General features: G+C 70.9%; 15 protein-coding genes and 1 pseudogene. 10 read left to right on the forward strand and 6 right to left on the reverse strand.

Going from position 1 to position 17,111, the window contains the following annotated elements:
• Positions 1-25: 25 nt before the first annotated feature.
• Positions 26-805 carry an alpha/beta fold hydrolase gene (locus AB0L74_RS25410; protein ID WP_365656700.1) on the forward strand — a complete coding sequence of 260 codons (780 nt, stop codon included), beginning with the start codon at positions 26-28 and terminating at the stop codon, positions 803-805.
• Between the two features lie 90 nt (positions 806-895).
• Here AB0L74_RS25410 and AB0L74_RS25415 read toward each other — a convergent pair whose 3' ends face one another.
• Complete coding sequence (locus AB0L74_RS25415; RefSeq protein ID WP_365656703.1) at positions 896-1,699, reverse strand: SDR family oxidoreductase; 804 nt, start codon at positions 1,697-1,699, stop codon at positions 896-898.
• Positions 1,700-2,188: 489 nt separating this feature from the next.
• On the opposite strand from AB0L74_RS25415, the pseudogene AB0L74_RS25420 reads away from it, so the two are divergent.
• Positions 2,189-6,031 (forward strand): annotated as a pseudogene (locus tag AB0L74_RS25420) (acyltransferase domain-containing protein); the annotation flags it as partial.
• A 4-nt stretch (positions 6,032-6,035) separates the two neighbouring features.
• Here the strand turns inward: AB0L74_RS25420 and AB0L74_RS25425 are convergent.
• Entirely contained in the window at positions 6,036-7,592 is a 1,557-nt protein-coding gene (locus tag AB0L74_RS25425; RefSeq protein ID WP_365656706.1) for a beta-ketoacyl synthase N-terminal-like domain-containing protein, read from the reverse strand.
• Between the two features lie 144 nt (positions 7,593-7,736).
• Here AB0L74_RS25425 and AB0L74_RS25430 point away from each other — a divergent pair, with 144 nt between their 5' ends.
• The 7 genes from AB0L74_RS25430 (at position 7,737) to AB0L74_RS25460 (ending at position 12,702) form a co-directional block, all read left to right on the forward strand.
• Entirely contained in the window at positions 7,737-8,567 is an 831-nt protein-coding gene (locus AB0L74_RS25430) for an SDR family NAD(P)-dependent oxidoreductase (protein ID WP_365656709.1), read from the forward strand.
• Between the two features lie 299 nt (positions 8,568-8,866).
• The gene (locus AB0L74_RS25435) at positions 8,867-9,067 is read left to right on the forward strand and encodes an SCO3870 family protein (protein WP_365656712.1); all 201 of its coding nucleotides are present in this window, start codon (positions 8,867-8,869) and stop codon (positions 9,065-9,067) included.
• 107 nt (positions 9,068-9,174) lie between these two features.
• Positions 9,175-9,717 (forward strand): DUF1707 domain-containing protein, encoded by a 543-nt coding sequence (locus AB0L74_RS25440; protein WP_365656715.1) that lies wholly within the window; start codon positions 9,175-9,177, stop codon positions 9,715-9,717.
• 79 nt (positions 9,718-9,796) lie between these two features.
• Positions 9,797-10,267, forward strand: coding sequence for a hypothetical protein (locus AB0L74_RS25445; RefSeq protein ID WP_365656718.1), 471 nt, complete (start codon positions 9,797-9,799; stop codon positions 10,265-10,267).
• A 222-nt stretch (positions 10,268-10,489) separates the two neighbouring features.
• Positions 10,490-11,002, forward strand: a complete 513-nt coding sequence (locus AB0L74_RS25450; RefSeq protein WP_365656721.1) for a GNAT family N-acetyltransferase — start codon at positions 10,490-10,492, stop codon at positions 11,000-11,002.
• Positions 11,003-11,021: 19 nt separating this feature from the next.
• Positions 11,022-11,750 carry an NUDIX domain-containing protein gene (locus AB0L74_RS25455; RefSeq protein WP_365656724.1) on the forward strand — a complete coding sequence of 243 codons (729 nt, stop codon included), beginning with the start codon at positions 11,022-11,024 and terminating at the stop codon, positions 11,748-11,750.
• Positions 11,751-12,108: 358 nt separating this feature from the next.
• Positions 12,109-12,702 carry a hypothetical protein gene (locus AB0L74_RS25460; protein WP_365656727.1) on the forward strand — a complete coding sequence of 198 codons (594 nt, stop codon included), beginning with the start codon at positions 12,109-12,111 and terminating at the stop codon, positions 12,700-12,702.
• A 396-nt stretch (positions 12,703-13,098) separates the two neighbouring features.
• On the opposite strand, the gene AB0L74_RS25465 is transcribed toward AB0L74_RS25460, so the two are convergent.
• Positions 13,099-13,500: a RidA family protein gene (locus AB0L74_RS25465; RefSeq protein WP_365656730.1), complete on the reverse strand. Its 402-nt coding sequence runs from the start codon at positions 13,498-13,500 to the stop codon at positions 13,099-13,101.
• Between the two features lie 100 nt (positions 13,501-13,600).
• Between AB0L74_RS25465 and AB0L74_RS25470 the strand changes: the two genes are divergently transcribed.
• A complete protein-coding gene (locus AB0L74_RS25470) occupies positions 13,601-13,984 on the forward strand; it encodes a helix-turn-helix domain-containing protein (RefSeq protein WP_365656732.1) in 384 nt (127 codons plus the stop codon).
• 626 nt (positions 13,985-14,610) lie between these two features.
• Here AB0L74_RS25470 and AB0L74_RS25475 read toward each other — a convergent pair.
• From AB0L74_RS25475 to AB0L74_RS25485, 3 genes are all read right to left on the reverse strand, one after another.
• On the reverse strand, positions 14,611-15,024 hold the full coding sequence (locus AB0L74_RS25475) for a cupin domain-containing protein (protein ID WP_365656735.1): 414 nt from the start codon (positions 15,022-15,024) through the stop codon (positions 14,611-14,613).
• Positions 15,025-15,078: 54 nt separating this feature from the next.
• Positions 15,079-15,375, reverse strand: coding sequence for a carboxymuconolactone decarboxylase family protein (locus tag AB0L74_RS25480; RefSeq protein WP_365656903.1), 297 nt, complete (start codon positions 15,373-15,375; stop codon positions 15,079-15,081).
• A 486-nt stretch (positions 15,376-15,861) separates the two neighbouring features.
• A complete protein-coding gene (locus AB0L74_RS25485) occupies positions 15,862-16,833 on the reverse strand; it encodes a pirin family protein (protein ID WP_365656738.1) in 972 nt (323 codons plus the stop codon).
• Positions 16,834-17,111 lie beyond the last annotated feature (278 nt).

Genomic DNA, 17,111 nt, shown 5'->3' on the forward strand with positions numbered 1-17,111 from the left:
TCGCACTTAAAGGAGAGGAAGAGCGATGCCCGACCCCTGCGAGACCGAATCCCTGTGGCTCCGGCGGTTCCAGCCGGCTCCCGGAGCCCGGACGCGGCTGCTGTGCTTCCCGCACGCGGGCGGGTCCGCCAGCGCCTATCTGCGCCTCGCCCGGTCCCTCGCCCCCGGCATCGAGGTCCTGGCCGTCCAGTACCCCGGACGGCAGGACCGGCGCGCCGAGCCCTGCCCGGACTCCGTCGAAACCCTGGCGGACGATCTGTTCGCGGCCGTCCGGCACCGTGTCGACGCGTCGACCGCGCTGTTCGGACACAGTATGGGCGCGGTGCTCGCCTTCGAGCTGGCCCGGCGGCTGGAGCGTGACGCGGGTGTCCGCTGCGCCCGGCTCTTCGCCTCCGGGCGCCGGGCACCGTCCCGGTTCCGCGACGACTCCGCCCCGGCCGCCAGCGACGCCTCGATGCTCGCCGAGATGCGGGCTCTCGGCGGGACCGATCTGCGGGTCCTCCAGGACGAGGAACTGCTGGTCGCCGCGCTGCCCGCGCTGCGCGCCGACTACCGCGCGATCGGCACCTATCGCGCCGACGACGACGCCGCGGTCGGCTGCCCGGTCACCGTGCTGGTCGGTGACGCCGATCCGAAGACCAGCCTCGACGACGCCCGTGCCTGGAGCGCCCACACCACGGCGGAGTCCGAGGTGCTGACCTTCTCCGGCGGGCACTTCTTCCTCGACGCCCACCACGACGCGGTGGTGGACATCGTCACCGCGCGCCTGCTGGAGGACCGCGCTCCCCGGCCGGACCCGGTGTAAGGGGGCTCCCGGCACGAAGTGCCGGGCCGCTTCGCGCGCCTGCCGGCGCCGGGCCGCACCGGACCCGGCGCCGGCAGGCGCGCGGCGGCTTCACATCATGGCGGGCGCCAGGGCCATACCACCGCTGGCGTCCAGCAGCTGGCCGGTGATCCAGCGGGCGCCGTCGGAGACCAGGAAGGCGACGATGTCGGCGATGTCGCGCGGCTGGCCCAGCCGGCACAACGCCGTCAGGGCCGAAATGCCCGCCTCGGCCCCCGGGGTCTGGCGCACCCAGCTGTTCATGTCGGTGTCCGTGATACCCGGTGCCACGGTGTTGACGGTGATGCCGCGCGAACCGAGTTCGTTGGCGAGCCGGGGAGCCATCATCTCCAGCGCGCCCTTGGTCATGGCGTAGGGCAGGAGCGGCCAGGCGATGCGGGTGACGGCCGAGGAGACGTTGACGATGCGTCCGCCGTCGGCCATCAGCCGCAGGGCCCGCTGGGTCACGAAGAACGGCGCCCGGACGTTGACGCGGTACAGGCGGTCGAACTCCTCGGGCGTGATGTCCGACAGGCCGGCGACGTGACCGTTCTGTGCCGCGAGGGCGGGATCGCCCGGGGCGGCGGCGACGGCCGCGTTGTTCACCAGGATATGGAGCGGTCCCCCCGCCAACTCCCGCTCCAGCGCGGTGAAGAGCTCGTCGACGGCGTCGTCCCGGAGGAGGTCGGCCCGGACCGCGAAGGCCCGTCCCCCCGCGCGTTCGATGGCCTCCACCGTCTCCCGGGCGCTCTTTTCCCGCGTACCGTAGTGCACGGCGACCCGGATGCCTTCGGCGGCGAGTCGCTGGGCGATGGCCCTTCCGATGCCGCGCGAGGCACCCGTGACCCAGGCCGTCCTGTCGTTGAATTCCGGCATCCCGAATCCCCTTCTGCTGATTATCTTACTTTTTCTCTGTGTGCATGGGGACAGGTCCGAGGCCAGATCCGCGCCCCGGCCACGCGTGAGGCCGCGACCTCACCGGCTTACTGTGCCAGAGTCCAGGCGACACACGGGAGGGTGGGAATCCGATCGATATTCCCACCCGGAATTCGCAGGGGGTGAGCGAACAGACCGGCCGAATATCCCTGGGGTGGCTAGGGGTTACCCGGGCCGTCTCGCGATCACTATTTTGAACACACGACTCCGGCGCGCGGCCGGCGGCGAAAGTCCTCTCCATGCCGGGCTGTCCCCTGCCTCGAAATCCCTCCGGGGACTTTGGCCCTGCGATTCGGCCGCCCATCCTGCCGAGCGATGAGGAGACGACAAGTGCACGAGACACACGCGCACGGCGAGGAAGGGTCGGCCGACGGGTCCGCGGACGGGGTGGTCTTCGTCTTCCCCGGCCAGGGATCCCAGTGGCCGGGCATGGGGGCGGAACTGTGGCACGCCTCACCGGTGTTCCGGGACAGTGTGCGCGCCTGCGCCGAGGCACTCGCCCCGTACGTCGACTGGTCGGTCGAGGGCGTACTGCGCGGCGCCCCGGACGCCGCGGACGGCTTGGCGCTGGATCGCGCCGACGTCGCGCAGTCGGCCTTGTTCGCCCTCATGGTGTCGCTGGCCGAGCTCTGGCGCTCGCACGGAGTCGAGCCCTGCGCCGTCCTGGGGCACAGTTTCGGCGAGGTCGCCGCCGCCCATGTGGCCGGCGCCCTTTCCCTGACCGATGCCGCACAGGTGGCGGCCCTGTGGAGCCGGGCCCAGTTCACGCTCTCGGGCACCGGCACCCTCCTCGCCGCCAAGGCCGCCCCCGAGGAACTGGCACCGCGCCTCGAGCGGTGGAACGTCGGCGGCCAGGGCACCGCCCGGCTCTCGATCGCCAGCGTCAACGGGCCGCGCAGCACGGTGGTCGTGGGGGACATCGACGCGATCACCGCTCTGGCCGCGGACCTCGCCGCGGCGGGCGCGCGGACGCGCCAGGTCGCCGTCGACGTGCCCGCACACTCCCCCGCGATGCGGGCCGTGCGGGAGCGGATCCTCGCCGACCTGGACTCCGTCACCCCGTGCGTCTCCCGTCTCCCCTTCCACTCCTCGCTCACCGGCGGTCTGCTGGACACGTGCGAACTGGACGCCCGTTACTGGTACCGCAACATCGCCGAAACAGCGCGCTTCGACACCGCCGCCCGCGGGCTCCTGGCCGAAGGGCACCGGACGTTCGTGGAGCTGAGCCCGCACCCGATGCTCACCCTGGGCCTGCAAGCGCTCGCCGACGACATCCGCGGCGCCGCCGACGCGCTCGTGACCGGCACGCTGCGCCGCGGTCGTGGCGGAATGCGGCAGTTCCGGGAGGCGCTCGGCCGGCTCAGCGCCCTCGCGGGCGGGCGGCCCGCCCGTGAGGTGAGCGCCGCGGCCCTCACCGACCGGCTGGCGCCGCTCTCCCCGGCGCAGCAGGAGCACCTGCTGGTCGACCTGGTCTGCGTCCACTTCACCGCGCTCGTCGGCGGTAACGGCGGAGCGGCGCCGGCGGTGCGGCCCTCGGCCTCCTTCACCGACCAAGGCTGCGACTCCGCCGTCGCCCTGGAACTGCGCAACCGGCTCCGCGAGGCGACCGGGCTGGACCTGCCCGCGACCCTGGCCTTCGACCACCCGACGCCGGTCGCGGTCGCCGACCGGTTGCGCCGTCTGGCCCTCGGGATCGAGGACACCGCGGACACGGCACCGGCCGCCGTCCGTGGTCACCGGGACGGCGAACCGATCGCCATCGTCGGGATGGCCTGCCGCTTCCGGGGGACGTCCGGTCACCGGAGGACCTGTGGCGGCTGGTCGCCGAGGGCGGTGACGCCCTCGGGCCGTTCCCCGCCGACCGCGGCTGGGACACCGGCCGTCACGCCGAGGACCCGGACGTCCCCGGCACGTGCTACCAGCGCGAGGGCGGCTTCCTGTACGACGCGGGCGAGTTCGACGCCGAGTTCTTCGGGATCTCCCCGCGCGAGGCGCTGGCGATGGACCCGCAGCAACGGTTGCTGCTGGAGGTCGCGTGGGAGACCTTCGAACGGGCGGGGATCGATCCTGCCTCGGCCCGGGGATCGCGTACCGGCGTCTTCGCCGGGGTCCTCCCCCTCGGTTACGGCCCCCGCATGGACGAGGCGGCCCACGGCGCCGCCGATCTCCAGGGCCATGTCCTCACCGGCACGCTGCCCAGCGTCGCCTCGGGCCGCATCTCCTACACCCTCGGGCTGGAGGGTCCGGCGGTGTCGGTGGAGACGGCCTGCTCGTCGTCGCTCGTCGCCCTCCACCTCGCCTGCCGCTCACTGCGGGCGGGCGAGTGCGACCTCGCCCTGGCGGGGGCGTCTCGGTGATGGCCACCCTCGGCATGTTCGTCGAGTTCTCCCGGCAGCGGGGTCTGTCGGCGGACGGCCGGTGCAAGGCGTACGCGGCGGCGGCCGACGGGACCGGCTGGAGCGAGGGTGCCGGGATGCTGCTGGTCGAACGGCTCTCCGACGCGCGGCGGCTGGGACACCGGGTGCTCGCGGTCGTCCGGGGCAGTGCGGTCAACCAGGACGGCGCGTCGAACTGCCTGACCGCGCCCAGCGGGCCGTCGCAGGAGCGGGTGATCCGCGAGGCCCTGGCCGACGCGGGTCTGACGGCGGCGGACGTCGACGCCGTGGAGGGACACGGGACCGGCACACGGCTGGGCGACCCGATCGAGATCCAGGCACTGCTCGCCACCTACGGGCAGGGACGCGCGCGGGAACGGCCGCTGTGGCTCGGGTCGGTGAAGTCCAACATGGGGCACACCATGGCGGCGGCGGGGGTGGGCGGCGTCATCAAGATGGTGATGGCGCTGCGGCACGGGCTGCTGCCGCGCACCTTGCACGTCGACGAGCCCTCCCCCCAGGCCGACTGGTCGGCGGGCCACGTACGGCTGCTGACGGAGCCCGTCGCGTGGCCCGCGGCGGCAGACGGGGTGCCGCGGCGGGCCGGGGTGTCATCCTTCGGCGTGAGCGGCACCAACGCACACCTGATCCTGGAGGAGGCGCCCGCGCCGAAGGAGGAACCGTCGCCGCCGGACGGTGAATCGCTGCTGCCCTGGGTGGTGTCGGCACGGTCGGAAGGCGCTCTGCGGACGCAGGCGCGGATACTGGCGGACTTCGTACGCGACGATCCCGACGCCGAACTCGCCGATGTGGGTTCGGGGCTGGCCCGGGGGCGGGCGGCGCTGGAGCACCGGGCCGTCGTCGTGGCCTCCGGGCGCGCGGAGTTCGTACGGGCGCTGGAGGCGGTGGCGTCCGGCGACCAGCGCCCGGGGGTGGTCCGAGGCCACGCGGAGGGCGAGCGCGGCGGGGTGGTGTTCGTGTTCCCGGGCCAGGGCGGGCAGTGGGCCGGCATGGGACAGGACCTGCTACGGACCTCACCGGTGTTCGTGGAACACATCGCGGCATGTGGTGAAGCCCTGGCCCCGTGGGTGAGGTGGTCGCTCACGGAGGTACTGCACCGCGACGCCGGGGACCCGGTGTGGGACCGGGCGGACGTGGTGCAGCCGGTGCTGTTCTCGGTCATGACGTCGCTGGCGGCGCTGTGGCGCTCGTACGGCGTCGAGCCGGACGCCGTGGCCGGGCACTCTCAGGGGGAGATCGCCGCCGCGTACGCCTGCGGGGCACTCGGGCTGGAGGACGCCGCCAAGGCGGTGGCGCTGCGCGGCCGCGCCCTGGTGGCGCTGCGCGGGCGGGGCGGCATGGCGTCGGTCGCGTCCGCCGCCCCGGACGTCGAGGAGCTCCTCGCGCGGCGCTGGGCCGGGCGGCTGTGGGTCGCGGCGTTCAACGGCCCTGGCGCGGTGACCGTTTCCGGGGACAGCGACGCGCTGGACGAGTTCCTGGCCCACTGCGCGGGAAACGGGGTGCGAGCGCGGCGCGTGCCGGTGGACTACGCCTCCCACTGCCCGCACACGGAGGCAATAGAACGGGAACTGCTCGACGCCCTGGACGACATCACCCCCCGGCCGGCGGCGGTCCCGTTCTATTCGACGGTGGACGACGGTGGCTGGACACCACACGCCTCGACGCCCGCTACTGGTACCGCAACCTGCGCCGGCCCGTCCGGTTCAGCCAGGCCGTCCGGGCCCTCACGGACGGCGGCCACCGCGTCTTCATCGAGGCGAGCCCGCACCCCACCCTCGTCCCCGCCATCGAGGACCACGACGGCACCACCGCCCTCGGCACCCTGCGCCGCCACGCCAACGACACCGAACGATTCCTCACCGCCCTCGCCCACCTCCATGTCACCGGAACCGGCCGATCTCCACCGCGGACGCCTCCGCCCCATCCGCATACGCCCGCAACCGCCGCGCCTGCGCCCGCAACGCCGACTCCGAACGAGCCGACACCACCCACGGCACCACCACCGGCCCCGCCCCACCCCGCGCCGACCCCTCCTCCGACGACGCCGCCTCCTCATCCAGTGGTGCTTCCTCCACAATCACATGTGCGTTGGTCCCGCTCACCCCGAACGACGACACCCCCGCACGACGCGGCCGCCCACCCCGCTCCCACGGCACCGACTCCGTCAACAACCGCACCGACCCCGACGACCAGTCCACATGCGGCGACGGCTCATCCACATGCAACGTCCGCGGCAGACACTCCCGCCGCAACGCCATCACCATCTTGATCACACCAGCCACCCCAGCAGCCGCCTGCGTATGCCCCAGATTCGACTTCACCGACCCCAACCACAACGGCACCCCACGACCCCGCCCATACACCGCCAACACCGCCTGCGCCTCAATCGGATCCCCCAACGACGTCCCCGTCCCATGCCCCTCCACCACATCCACCTCAGCAGCCGACAACCCCGCACACGCCAACGCCTGGCCAATCACCCGCTGCTGAGACGGACCATTCGGCGCCGTCAAACCATTCGACGCACCATCCTGATTCACCGCACTCCCCCGCACCACGGCCAACACCCGATGCCCCAGCCGCCGCGCAACCGACAACCGCTCCACCAACAACACACCCACACCCTCGGACATCCCGGTACCGTCGGCCGCGGCGGCGTACGGCTTGCAGCGGCCGTCCGCCGACAGGCCCCGCTGGCGTGAGAACTCCACGAACATGGCGGGGGTGGACATCACGGTGACGCCGCCGGCGAGCGCCAGCGAGGACTCGCCCGACCTGACGGACTGGCAGGCCAGATGCAACGCCACCAGCGACGACGAACACGCCGTGTCCACCGTCACCGCCGGGCCTTCGAACCCGTAGGTGTAGGAGAGCCGGCCGGACAGGACGCTCGCCGCGTTCCCGTTCCCGAGGAAGCCTTGGAGGTGGTCCGGGACGGACAGCAGACGGGTGGCGTAGTCGTGCGACATCGTCCCCGCGAAGACGCCGGTGCGGCTGCCGCGCAGGGTGGCCGGGTCGATCCCGGCCCGTTCCAGCGCCTCCCACGACACCTCCAGCATCAACCGCTGCTGCGGATCCATCGCCAGCGCCTCACGCGGCGAGATGCCGAAGAATCCCGCGTCGAACTCGGCTGCCTCGTGCAGGAATCCGCCCGACCGTGTGTAGGACCGTCCCGCCCGGCCCGGCTCCGGGTCATAGAGGTCCTCGACATCCCAGCCCCGGTCCACCGGGAACCCGCCGATGGCGTCCCCGCCCGACGCGACCAGCTCCCACAAGCCCTCGGGTGACCGCACGCCCCCGGGGAAGCGGCACGCCATGCCCACGATCGCGACGGGCTCCTGCCGGCCAGACTCGACCTGCTCCAGCCGGCGCCGCACCCGCAGCAGATCAGCGGTCGCGCGCTTGAGGTACTCGCGGAGCATTTCCTCGTTGGCCATGACGGGCTCTCCTCGCCGCTGCGCTGGAGGTGGCACGGAACCTCGCCAGATTAGGGTGGGCAAGTCAACCCCAATACCCCCTATACACCCCAGACTGGTTACGCGAAGTGAATACCCGTTCAAATAGGGGGAAGAGCGGCAGGCATGGATCGTTACGCTAAGCGTTTCGAGGACCGCTTGGTCCTGGTCACGGGGGCGGGGAGCGGTATCGGGCGGGCGACGGCCTGCCGGTTCGGTGCCGCCGGGGCGCGGCTGGTGTGTGTGGACCGGAACGGGCCGGGTGCGGAGGCGACCGCCGAACTGGCGCGTGTGCGGGGGGCGCGGGCGGCCTGCGCCGAGGTGGCCGACGTGTCGGAGGAAGCGGCGATGGAGCGGCTCGCGGCGCGCGTCACGGCGGCGCACGGGGTGGTGGACGTGCTCGTGAACAACGCCGGTATCGGCATGTCGGGGCGTTTCCTCGACACGTCGGTCGAGGACTGGTGCCGCACCCTGGGCGTGAACTTGTGGGGCGTCATCCATGGCTGCCGCCTTTTCGGCCGGGGCATGGCGGAGCGCCGGCAGGGCGGTCACATCGTGACGGTGGCCTCGGCGGCCGCGTTCCAGCCGACCCGGGTCGTTCCGGCGTACGCCACCAGCAAGGCCGCGGCCCTCATACTGAGCGAATGCCTGCGCGCGGAGTTGGCGGAGTTCGGCATCGGTGTGAGCGTGGTCTGCCCGGGCCTGGTCCGTACGCCCTTCCCCTCCGCGATGCATTTCGCCGGCGCGTCCCCCGACGAACAAGCGGGGCTGCGCGAATCCTCCGCCCGCCGCTTCGCGGGCCGCGGTTGTCGCCCGGAGAAGAGCGCCGACGCCGTGCTGCGCGCGATCGTCCGCGACACCGCCGTGGTCGCCGTGACCCCCGACGCTCGTGCCGTCCGCCTGATGAGCCGCTTCGCTCCCCGGCTCCGCGCTGCCGTGGCCCGGCTGGAACCATAGGGGCCCGCATGCGGCCCCTCAGCGACCCGCCACGCCTCGCGGCCGCGACGTCGGCCTTTCCCGCTACGGATCCGCACGGATCCAGATGTATCCGAACAGACCCGGTCGTCCGCGCCGCGCCCGTGCCCAGTGCCGTGAAGGCGGCAAAAGCGGTCCGCCGGGACGGACCGAGCGCAACTCACCGGTACCACGCGGAGTTTGGCGGCTGGCCGACCGTCCACAGCCGCTTCAGCCAGTGACATCGCTATGCATGTAGTCTCGGTTTTGATCGATAGTCTCGTGGCTTGGAGGAAGCACCCATGACGAAGGCCCCGTTCGTCACCATGGCCGCCGCTACCGCGGCGCTGGGGACGGCCCTTGGTTCCCTCGCGCTTCAGCTGCGCGCAGAAGGCTACGAGCAGTACGTCGAATCCGTGGCCACCTTCAGCATCCTGATGTACATCACCGCGACCCTGGTCGTGGTGACGTGGGTCCGGGACGCTCGTCCGCGCTCGAGCTGAGTGACGTCCGGGCAAGCACCGGGCTGATCGAGCGGCCTCCGCTTCGCGCGCCTCGCCCTGCTGCGATCGGCATCTTCACATCATCGGTGCGGCACTAGAGTGAAACGGTGACCTCTCCGCAGGAAGAACCGTTACCACCGCTCAGCGAAGACGACCGCGAGACCGCCCTGCGGCGCCTGCAAGAGGCCTACGCCGAGGAGCGCGTCTCGCATGAGGAGATGGACGAACGTCTCGATCAGGTGCTCACCGCCCAGACGTCCAGTCAGCTCGCGTCGGCCCTGGCCTCGCTCCCGCGGGAGCAGCCGGGCACCACCTCGACGATCACCGCCGCCGGCGGACGGATCCAGCGGCGCGGCACATGGCGGGTACCTCGGAATCTCAAGATCGGGTCCGCCTACGGCAGAGTGCGCCTGGATCTGTCCCGGGCGATCATCGAGCACCCGGTCGTCGACATCGAGCTGCGTCTCGGAGTCGGCGGGGCCAGAATCACGGTGCCTCACGACGCGGTCGTCGACGTCGAGGGTTTACGCACCGAGTGGAAGGACCTGCGCTACAAGACCCCGCGGCATCCCCGCTCCGGCGGACTGAAGATTCGAATCTCTGGGACCATGGGATTCGGACGATTGAGAATCCGACACGCCTGGCGTTGAGGTGCCAACCGACACCAAGCCGTTTCAGGCGCCGCCGAGGTGTCGTACGCCCATCAGCACATGGAGCACCCGGCGGTCGATGATGATCGGCGCGATCAGACGGCTATCGAGCTCGGCCAGGGCGGAGGAAGCACTGATCGCCGCGGAAGAAGCCGTACGGGTCGACCGACGGCTTGCCGCCGCAGAGCCGGCCGCCTTCACCGGCTACTTGCGAGCGGCTGTCCTGGTAGGACGCGGTCCCCTGAAGGGGGCACCCGGCGCGTGGCAACAGGCGGACACCCGGAAGTCGATGGTCGATAACAACTCACCAGGCCGCTACGACCCCGAGGATTCCGACACCTGCGTGACACTGACCGGCTGGGCACCGAATTCGGCCCGGTTCATTGCCGGGTTGCCGGGAGGGTGCGGGGCAGGGAGTTTCGAGACCTCGCAGCTTTGTGCCGCGACCACACTGCCGGGCTTGTGCCGCGTGACCGCTCCGGAGAAGTCCGGGCTGGTGGCGCAGGACGACATGGCCGCGGTGGTGGCCGACGGCTCTCTCGCCTACTGACCTGCATCAAGGTCGAAGACGCGCCCAAGTGCCTCGACGCCCGCCGGGAGTTCTGCGTCCCAGCAACCGGCTCACCACCCAACCGGCCGACCACGTGCCCGCCGTACAGTCCGTCCGCTGCCGCGACCTCCTGCACCAAATACGCCGCTCCGCCGGCACCCGCATGCGCGCGCCGGACAGCGCCCGTGCGCTCACCGCCGTCGACAGGGCACTATCGGCCTCGTGACCTCCGCGCCCGCCACCCCCGATGCGATACGCCTGGCGCCTTCCGTGACCGCCGAGCCCTACGACCACCCCGACGCCCGCCGCCTGACCCGGGCCCTGCGCGCGGAACGGCTCGGCCTGTACGGCTCCGCCGACGATCCGGACACCACGCCGGAAGCGGACTTCGACCCGCCCCGCGGCCTGTTCCTCATCGCCCGCGTCGGCGAAGAGCCAGTCGGCTGCGGTGGGGTACGCCTCTTCGACGAGCACACCGCGGAGATCAAGCGGATGTACGTCGCCGACCAGGCTCGTGGCCACGGAATCGGCGGGTACCTGCTCGAACACCTCGAACGACACGCCGTGAGCTGCGGGGCCACGCGGATCATGCTGGAAACCGGGCGGCGCAATACCGCCGCCCTGGCCCTCTACCACCGCACCGGATATGTGCCGTGCCCGTCATACGTCCCTGGGCGCGACCACCGAGTGAACCGGGCCATGGCCAAACCCCTCGGCACCGGAAGACGCCCGTGATGAGGAGGAGAAGACAGCGATGCAACCGACGCCGCTTCCCGTGGAGTTCGTCGACGCGCAGCGGATCGATCTCGTCGAGCTCCCGCCTCCCAGGCTGTCACCCTGGGAGCAGCAGCAGGTCGACCGCCTCTGGGCCCTCACCACGGCCCGGAACCCGATGACCTTCGACGGTCCCCTCGTCGCGAGTGTCGGGCTCGACCGGCCGGGTCCCGGCCGGCTGACGGTGCGGTGGGCGCGGATGACGTACCGGCACAGAGCCCTGCGGCAGCTCCGGCCGGCCGAAGCTGTCCCCGGCTCCGTCTTCGTCACGGTCCTGCTTCCCACCGAGGACGGGATCGTGGTCGGACGCGGCTCCCCCGCCACGGCGGCGCCCGGCCACTGGACGCTGCCCGGCGGCGCGGCCGAACCTCCACCGCCCGGTCGGTCCCTGGACGTGGACTCACTGCGCCGGCACGCCGCCCGCGAGCTCACCGAAGAGATCGGCCTCCGGGTTCCCGAAGTCGGGTTGCGGCTCTGGGGCCTCACCCGCGGAAGACGCTTCGGCAGCCTCGGTTTCCACTTCCTCGCGCCGCCCGTGCCCAGCACAGTCGCACGGCACCGGCATGCACAGCTCGGCGCGTCAGGGTTCGATCAGGCCGCGGTCGAGCTCGACAAGCTCGCGATGGTGCCCACGGCCGGGCACGCCGCCCGTCTCGGCCCTTGCGCGGACTACCTGCACCAAGTGCTGGGCCGGTACTTCACACCCTGAACGCGCGGGCACATGCGCGCTCTGCCGGCATCACAGGGCAGCGACCCACTCCGCACAGGCGGTACGGATTCGCCTCCCGTCTCCTCGCATCCGAACGTCTGGTGGAACGCCGCCCCGATCCGCACTGCCCGTCACCACGCCCGCGACCACGCCGAATTGTCCCGGGCCCGGATTCATCACCCTCCGGGCTCGCCAGGACCACCACGCCCGTCCACTCCGCCGTGTCGGGACGAGCCACACCTGGGGACGCCATGCTGCCCTGCGAGAACACGCGATGAGCACCGGCTCTGGTCGTCGTGCACGGCGGTCCGGGCACAGGGAGGACCACGCATGCACACGCGCTCGCCCCCCTGCTCGGATGTTCCGCGATCACCGCGACGAGAACAAGCAGGGCGACGGGCACCGCGACGGCATCGGTGAGGTGATGGTCGCCGTCCGGGTGGAGCACCGCTCGGAGTCACCGGCCGGACCGGGCGGCAGCTTCTCTCATGCCATGTCACCCGCACGGGTGGAGCTGCCTGCTGCCCTGCGAAATCCGCACCGCCCGCGGCCACCGGACCCTACGGTCGAGGTCCAGCCCCTCTCACGGAAGGAATGGCTCATGCGCGTGAACACGCCGTTTCGTGCCGCGCTGGCTGTCGCCGTCCTCATCGCCGGAACGGTCCTGGGCACCGCGGCCCCGGCCGGCGCGGACTCCTGCCCGGCCACCCGCGACGTCAGGATCGACGGCGCCGTGGCCCACTGGTCCTTGAAGTGCAAGGACACTCGCCTCTACGTCGACGGATGGGTGAAGGACACCCGGCGCGACGCCATGTGCGCCCGGGTCACCATCGAGCACAAGTACGGCGTCGACTGGCCCCAGGCGTGCGGAACCGGCAAGCGCGTCGCGTTCCACAAGAGCTACCCCGACAGCCAGAAGAGTGCCAAGGTCAAGCTGCAACTCGTCTACTGACCCCAGTCGGCGCCAGCAGCCTGTACAGCGGTAAACAGCCCGCCGCGGTCCGGCTCATATCCACGATTCGCGGACGTCTGCTCAGGGTGTGCCGCGTCCGGCACCCGAACGCAGTAGCCCGCTCCGCGGTCAGGTTCACCCCGGTCCATGACGCTGGTGACCCGAGGCCCGGAAGGGCCACAGCGAACGGGACGGCATCCGGTCCCTGAGTCCCTTATCGAGGTGCTGTCGCTGGGCCGGCACATCCCGCGCGGGTAATTGGTCGCCGGCTGGCCACCGCCGTGCGGGCCGGGGCCGCGACCGCGGCGCGGTCGCGGTCGCGGTCCCCCTGGAGTCACTGTGACTGCTCCGCGCACGGAGCCCCCAGAGGGCTGTGGGACGTGCGAGGAGGAGACCTCAAGCGGGCAGTTTCGTGTCGATGACGAAACTGATTTCGATGACCTGGCCGGGCAAGGCCAGTTCAGTGATGCCCAAGACCGTGCTGACCGGGCGGTGGTCGCCGAAGTACCCCAGGTTGCCCTCCTCCACCGACGCGGCGTTCTGCCGCAGGTTCACCACGTACAGGGTCTGCGAGACGATCTGGTTCCGGGTGGCGCCGTAGTGATCCAGGATCTTGTCCATGTTGGTGTAGGTCTGTTTGAGCTGGGCGGCGAAGTCGCCCGCGTGGAGGAGCTCGCCTGCCTCATTGAACGAGAGCTGCCCAGAGACGTGGATCAGCTCGCCGGACTTGATCGCTTGTGAGTAGCCGAAGTCACTCTCGGCCGGCACGTCGTGGTTGAAGGCATCGATGGTGGCCACAGGGCTCGCCCTTCCATTTGCTCTCTTGTAGTTACTCGGAAACTGTAGGAGAGTGAAGGTTGACCTGGAAGAACGCACTTTTCGGTGACTGAGGAACCTGATGGTGACCAAGCAGCTACTCAAGGGCCTGCCCGAGGACGCCGACCTGCGGCGCGCAGACTCCCTGGCGCGGGAGATCTTCTCGGACGTCGCCAACAAGTGGGCGCTCCTGATCATCGAGGCGCTCGGCGAGCGCACCCTGCGCTTCAGCGAGCTGCGGAACGAGGTCGAGGGCGTCAGCCACAAGATGCTCACCCAGAACCTGCGCATGCTGGAGCGCAATGGCCTGGTCGACCGGAAGGTGCACCCCACCGTGCCACCGCGAGTCGAGTACACCCTCACCGAGCCGGGCCGGGCCCTGCGCACCGCGGTCGACGCCATTTGCGGCTGGACCCACCAGCACCTCGGTCACATCGAGCGTGCACGCGGCCGTTTCGACGCCTGACGGGCACGCGGCGACACCCCCGCCGCTGCGCGACTCGGACGTCCGAGAGCCCGTCACCGGTCGCGGTGTGGGCCGCGCTCGGTGGCGTGCTGGTCGCTGTCGCCGCAGGAGGAGCCTTCTACCTGCGACGACGCTCGCCCCGAGCGTGACGGCGCCCGTCATGGACAACGTCTTCTCCTGGCTGGAGGACACCTGGTTCTGAACATCCTGATCTTCCACCGGCGGACCTACCGCGGCGTCGCCGACTGGGACATCGACCGGACGGCGCCTGTCGCCGCCCGTCTCGCTGCGGTCGTCTCCCTCACTTCATGGTCGGGCGTCACGATCGCGGGAAGGCTTCTGGCCTATACCTGACCGCCAGTCACACCCCACTCTCGTGGCCGAAGGTGTTCACCGCCATGCCCGGGACCCACGAGGTGCCCGAGTCGCGTTGACCGGAGCGGCACGGCCCTTCGGCGCGGGCTCTGGCAGTCCGCCGCCGCGGTGATGCTCGGCGACCAGTCGGCACGGTCCGCGTGGTCGGGGAGGGGTTGTCTCCCCGACCACGCGAGGTCGTCCCAGGCGGGCCTGGCCCGGTGGTCACCGGCGCGCGGGACCCGTCGGGGAGCCGCCCGGCACACCGCGGATCATCCGTCGAGCGCGGCGAGTGCCTGCCCGTACTGCTCGTCCGTGACGGGCTCCAGCCAGGTGGTGCCGTCGCCGTTGCCGTCGCCGACGACCATGGCGATGTGCGCCATCAGCGTGGTGTCGGTGGCCCCGTGCCAGTGTTCCTCACCGGCCGGGCACTTCACGGTCTCGCCCGCGCTCACTCGCACGACCTCGCCGTCGCGGGTACCGACCAGGCCGACGCCGTCGGTGATGTGGAGGGTCTGGCCGTTGGCGTGGAAGTGCCAGTTAGTGCGGGCGCCGGGAGTGAAGCGGACCAGCGCGGCGGCCAGACGGGCGGGCTCGGCCGGGGTCTCGATCATGTTCAGGTAGACGTCTCCGGTGAAGCGCTCCGCCGGGGCTTTGGCCGTCGGGGTCGACGTGACGTGTTCCATGATTTCCGTTCCTCGGGGTGTGCTCGGAAAGAGTGACGGTGCGGGGGCAGGGCCTCACACCATGGCGCGTTCCTCGGCGATCTTCTTGAGCTGGTTGATCGCGGTCATGGCATTGGGCCAGCCCGCGTAGAAGGCGAGGTGGGTGATCGCCTCGGCAAGCTCCTCCGCGCTGAGCCCGTTGTCCAGGGCGAGGCCGAGGTGGTGACCCAGCTGTTCGCCGCGGTACAGCGCGGTCAGCGCGCTCACGGTGACCAGACTCCGGTCACGGGGCGAGAGACCCGGGCGTTCCCAGACGTCGCCGAAGAGGACGTCGTTGGTGACGTCGACGAGCTTGGGAGCGATCGCCTTCAGCTCTCCGGGAGCGGACTGCTTGGGCTGATCTCCACGCTGGACGCCGAAGCCGCGGCCCCGGCTGACGGGTGGCAGGCACCGAGAGCGGCGTGCGGCCGGTCGTGAGATCGGCGAAGACGGCGCCGGTTTTGTCGCGTCCCGACAATCCGGCGCTCCGGATGTCGCCCCTCTGTGCCCGACACCGTCCCTCCAACGCCGTCAGGTCAGCAAACCGCAGGGCCCCGCCTCGGCAACGAACGCAGCCACGACTGCCAATCAGCGGCAACCACCGCACGCCAGAACTGATGATCTGTCAGTGAAGTCAGCACTGGGTCAGCAAAAGGCCGACCAAAGCCTGCCAGAGGGCAGCCACACCCTGGACTCGGCCCGCGCGCGCAAACCTCCCGTAGCCTGAAATAGCAGCCGCCTCTCAGGTTCGAGCACACCCATACGCCAGACCCTTCGAGCTACCTTCCCCACCCCAGAGGATCACTACGTTTCAGCAGGTCAGCTAGGGTTTCGCCGTGGTTTCAGCGGCACCGTGGGAAGCTCGGGCGCAGGGAGCGGATCACCGTCGTAGCCCTCGACCGAGCCGAACCGGTCCCCCGATACCCACGCATCGCGTGCCTGTACGATCTCTTCGTAAGACCGGCAGATGAAGTTCCACCACATGACGATCTCCTCGCCGAAGGGAGGCCCGCCCAGCAGAACCAGCCGGGCGGTTCGCGGCCCCTCGTTCGTCACCGTCAGCACGGTGCGTCCGGGAGCGGCGTAGCCCATCTCGGCCGGCTCCAGGGTCGTGCCGTCCATACGGATGTCGCCGGTGTCCACGAGGAGGCCGTGCTCGAAGCCGGGGTCGACGTCGAGGCTCAGCGTGGCGCCGGGGACCACCGACAGTTCGGCGCCGAGCAGGGGCGTGAAGGTGCGGACCGGGGAGGTGTCGCCGGCGAGCGTGCCGAGGAAGACGCGGGCGCTGCCGCCCTTCAATGACACGGGAGCCGGTACGTAGTGCTGGAAGTCCCGAGCGGTACCGCGGTGCTCGCCGGGCAGCGCCACCCACAGCTGGACGCCGTGCAGGATCGTCGTGCGCGGAGTCGACACCTCCGAGTGGCTGATCCCGTGTCCGCCGGTCATGAGGTTGAGCTCGCCCGGCCGGACGAAGGCGTGGCTGCCGAGGCTGTCACGGTGCTCGATCTCGCCGCTGAAGAGCCAGCTGACCGTCTGCAGTCCGGTGTGCGGATGCGGGGGGACGTCCATCCCGCCCGTCGCGGACACGTCGTCGGGGCCGTAGTGGTCGGCGAAGCACCAGGCCCCGATCAGCGTCCGGGCCCGCTGGGGCAGGGTGCGCCGCACCGGCATCGCCCGGGGGCCGCCGAGCGGGACCTGCCGGGGCGTGAGGACGTCGACGGCGGAAGGTCCGTCGTCGCCGGGCTGTCCCCCGCATCTCAGCTGGGCGGGACGCGCTTCGGTGTTGCTCATGACTTCGGCCCTCTCCCCAAAAAATGTTCGACTTTCAACTTCATTCATCGATCATAGGGCGCTCGACGAGTGATCGCTCGATGAAGGAGACCACACGACGGTCACGGCGGCGGTGAGATCGGGCTACCGGTCTTCCTCGGTCATCCAGGGGACACGCCCGTCGAGAGGACACGCCGTGGCTCATGCACTGCGCGGATCACATGGGTCACGTCTGCGGCAAGGAGACACACACCGGGGCGAGTTGGGCTCATCGAGCGTGCGGAAGGCGGCTTCCGTGT

It is taken from the genome of Streptomyces sp. NPDC052020 (assembly GCF_040680575.1).
GTDB lineage: Bacteria > Actinomycetota > Actinomycetes > Streptomycetales > Streptomycetaceae > Streptomyces.

Coding starts and splice junctions, on each gene's coding strand:
- AB0L74_RS25410 (WP_365656700.1), top strand. CDS start 26: ATGCCCGACCCCTGCGAGACCGAATCCCTGTGGCTCCGGCGGTTCCAG.
- AB0L74_RS25415 (WP_365656703.1), bottom strand. CDS start 1,699: ATGCCGGAATTCAACGACAGGACGGCCTGGGTCACGGGTGCCTCGCGC.
- AB0L74_RS25425 (WP_365656706.1), bottom strand. CDS start 7,592: ATGGCCAACGAGGAAATGCTCCGCGAGTACCTCAAGCGCGCGACCGCT.
- AB0L74_RS25430 (WP_365656709.1), top strand. CDS start 7,737: ATGGATCGTTACGCTAAGCGTTTCGAGGACCGCTTGGTCCTGGTCACG.
- AB0L74_RS25435 (WP_365656712.1), top strand. CDS start 8,867: ATGACGAAGGCCCCGTTCGTCACCATGGCCGCCGCTACCGCGGCGCTG.
- AB0L74_RS25445 (WP_365656718.1), top strand. CDS start 9,797: ATGATGATCGGCGCGATCAGACGGCTATCGAGCTCGGCCAGGGCGGAG.
- AB0L74_RS25455 (WP_365656724.1), top strand. CDS start 11,022: ATGCAACCGACGCCGCTTCCCGTGGAGTTCGTCGACGCGCAGCGGATC.
- AB0L74_RS25460 (WP_365656727.1), top strand. CDS start 12,109: ATGTTCCGCGATCACCGCGACGAGAACAAGCAGGGCGACGGGCACCGC.
- AB0L74_RS25470 (WP_365656732.1), top strand. CDS start 13,601: ATGGTGACCAAGCAGCTACTCAAGGGCCTGCCCGAGGACGCCGACCTG.
- AB0L74_RS25475 (WP_365656735.1), bottom strand. CDS start 15,024: ATGGAACACGTCACGTCGACCCCGACGGCCAAAGCCCCGGCGGAGCGC.
- AB0L74_RS25485 (WP_365656738.1), bottom strand. CDS start 16,833: ATGAGCAACACCGAAGCGCGTCCCGCCCAGCTGAGATGCGGGGGACAG.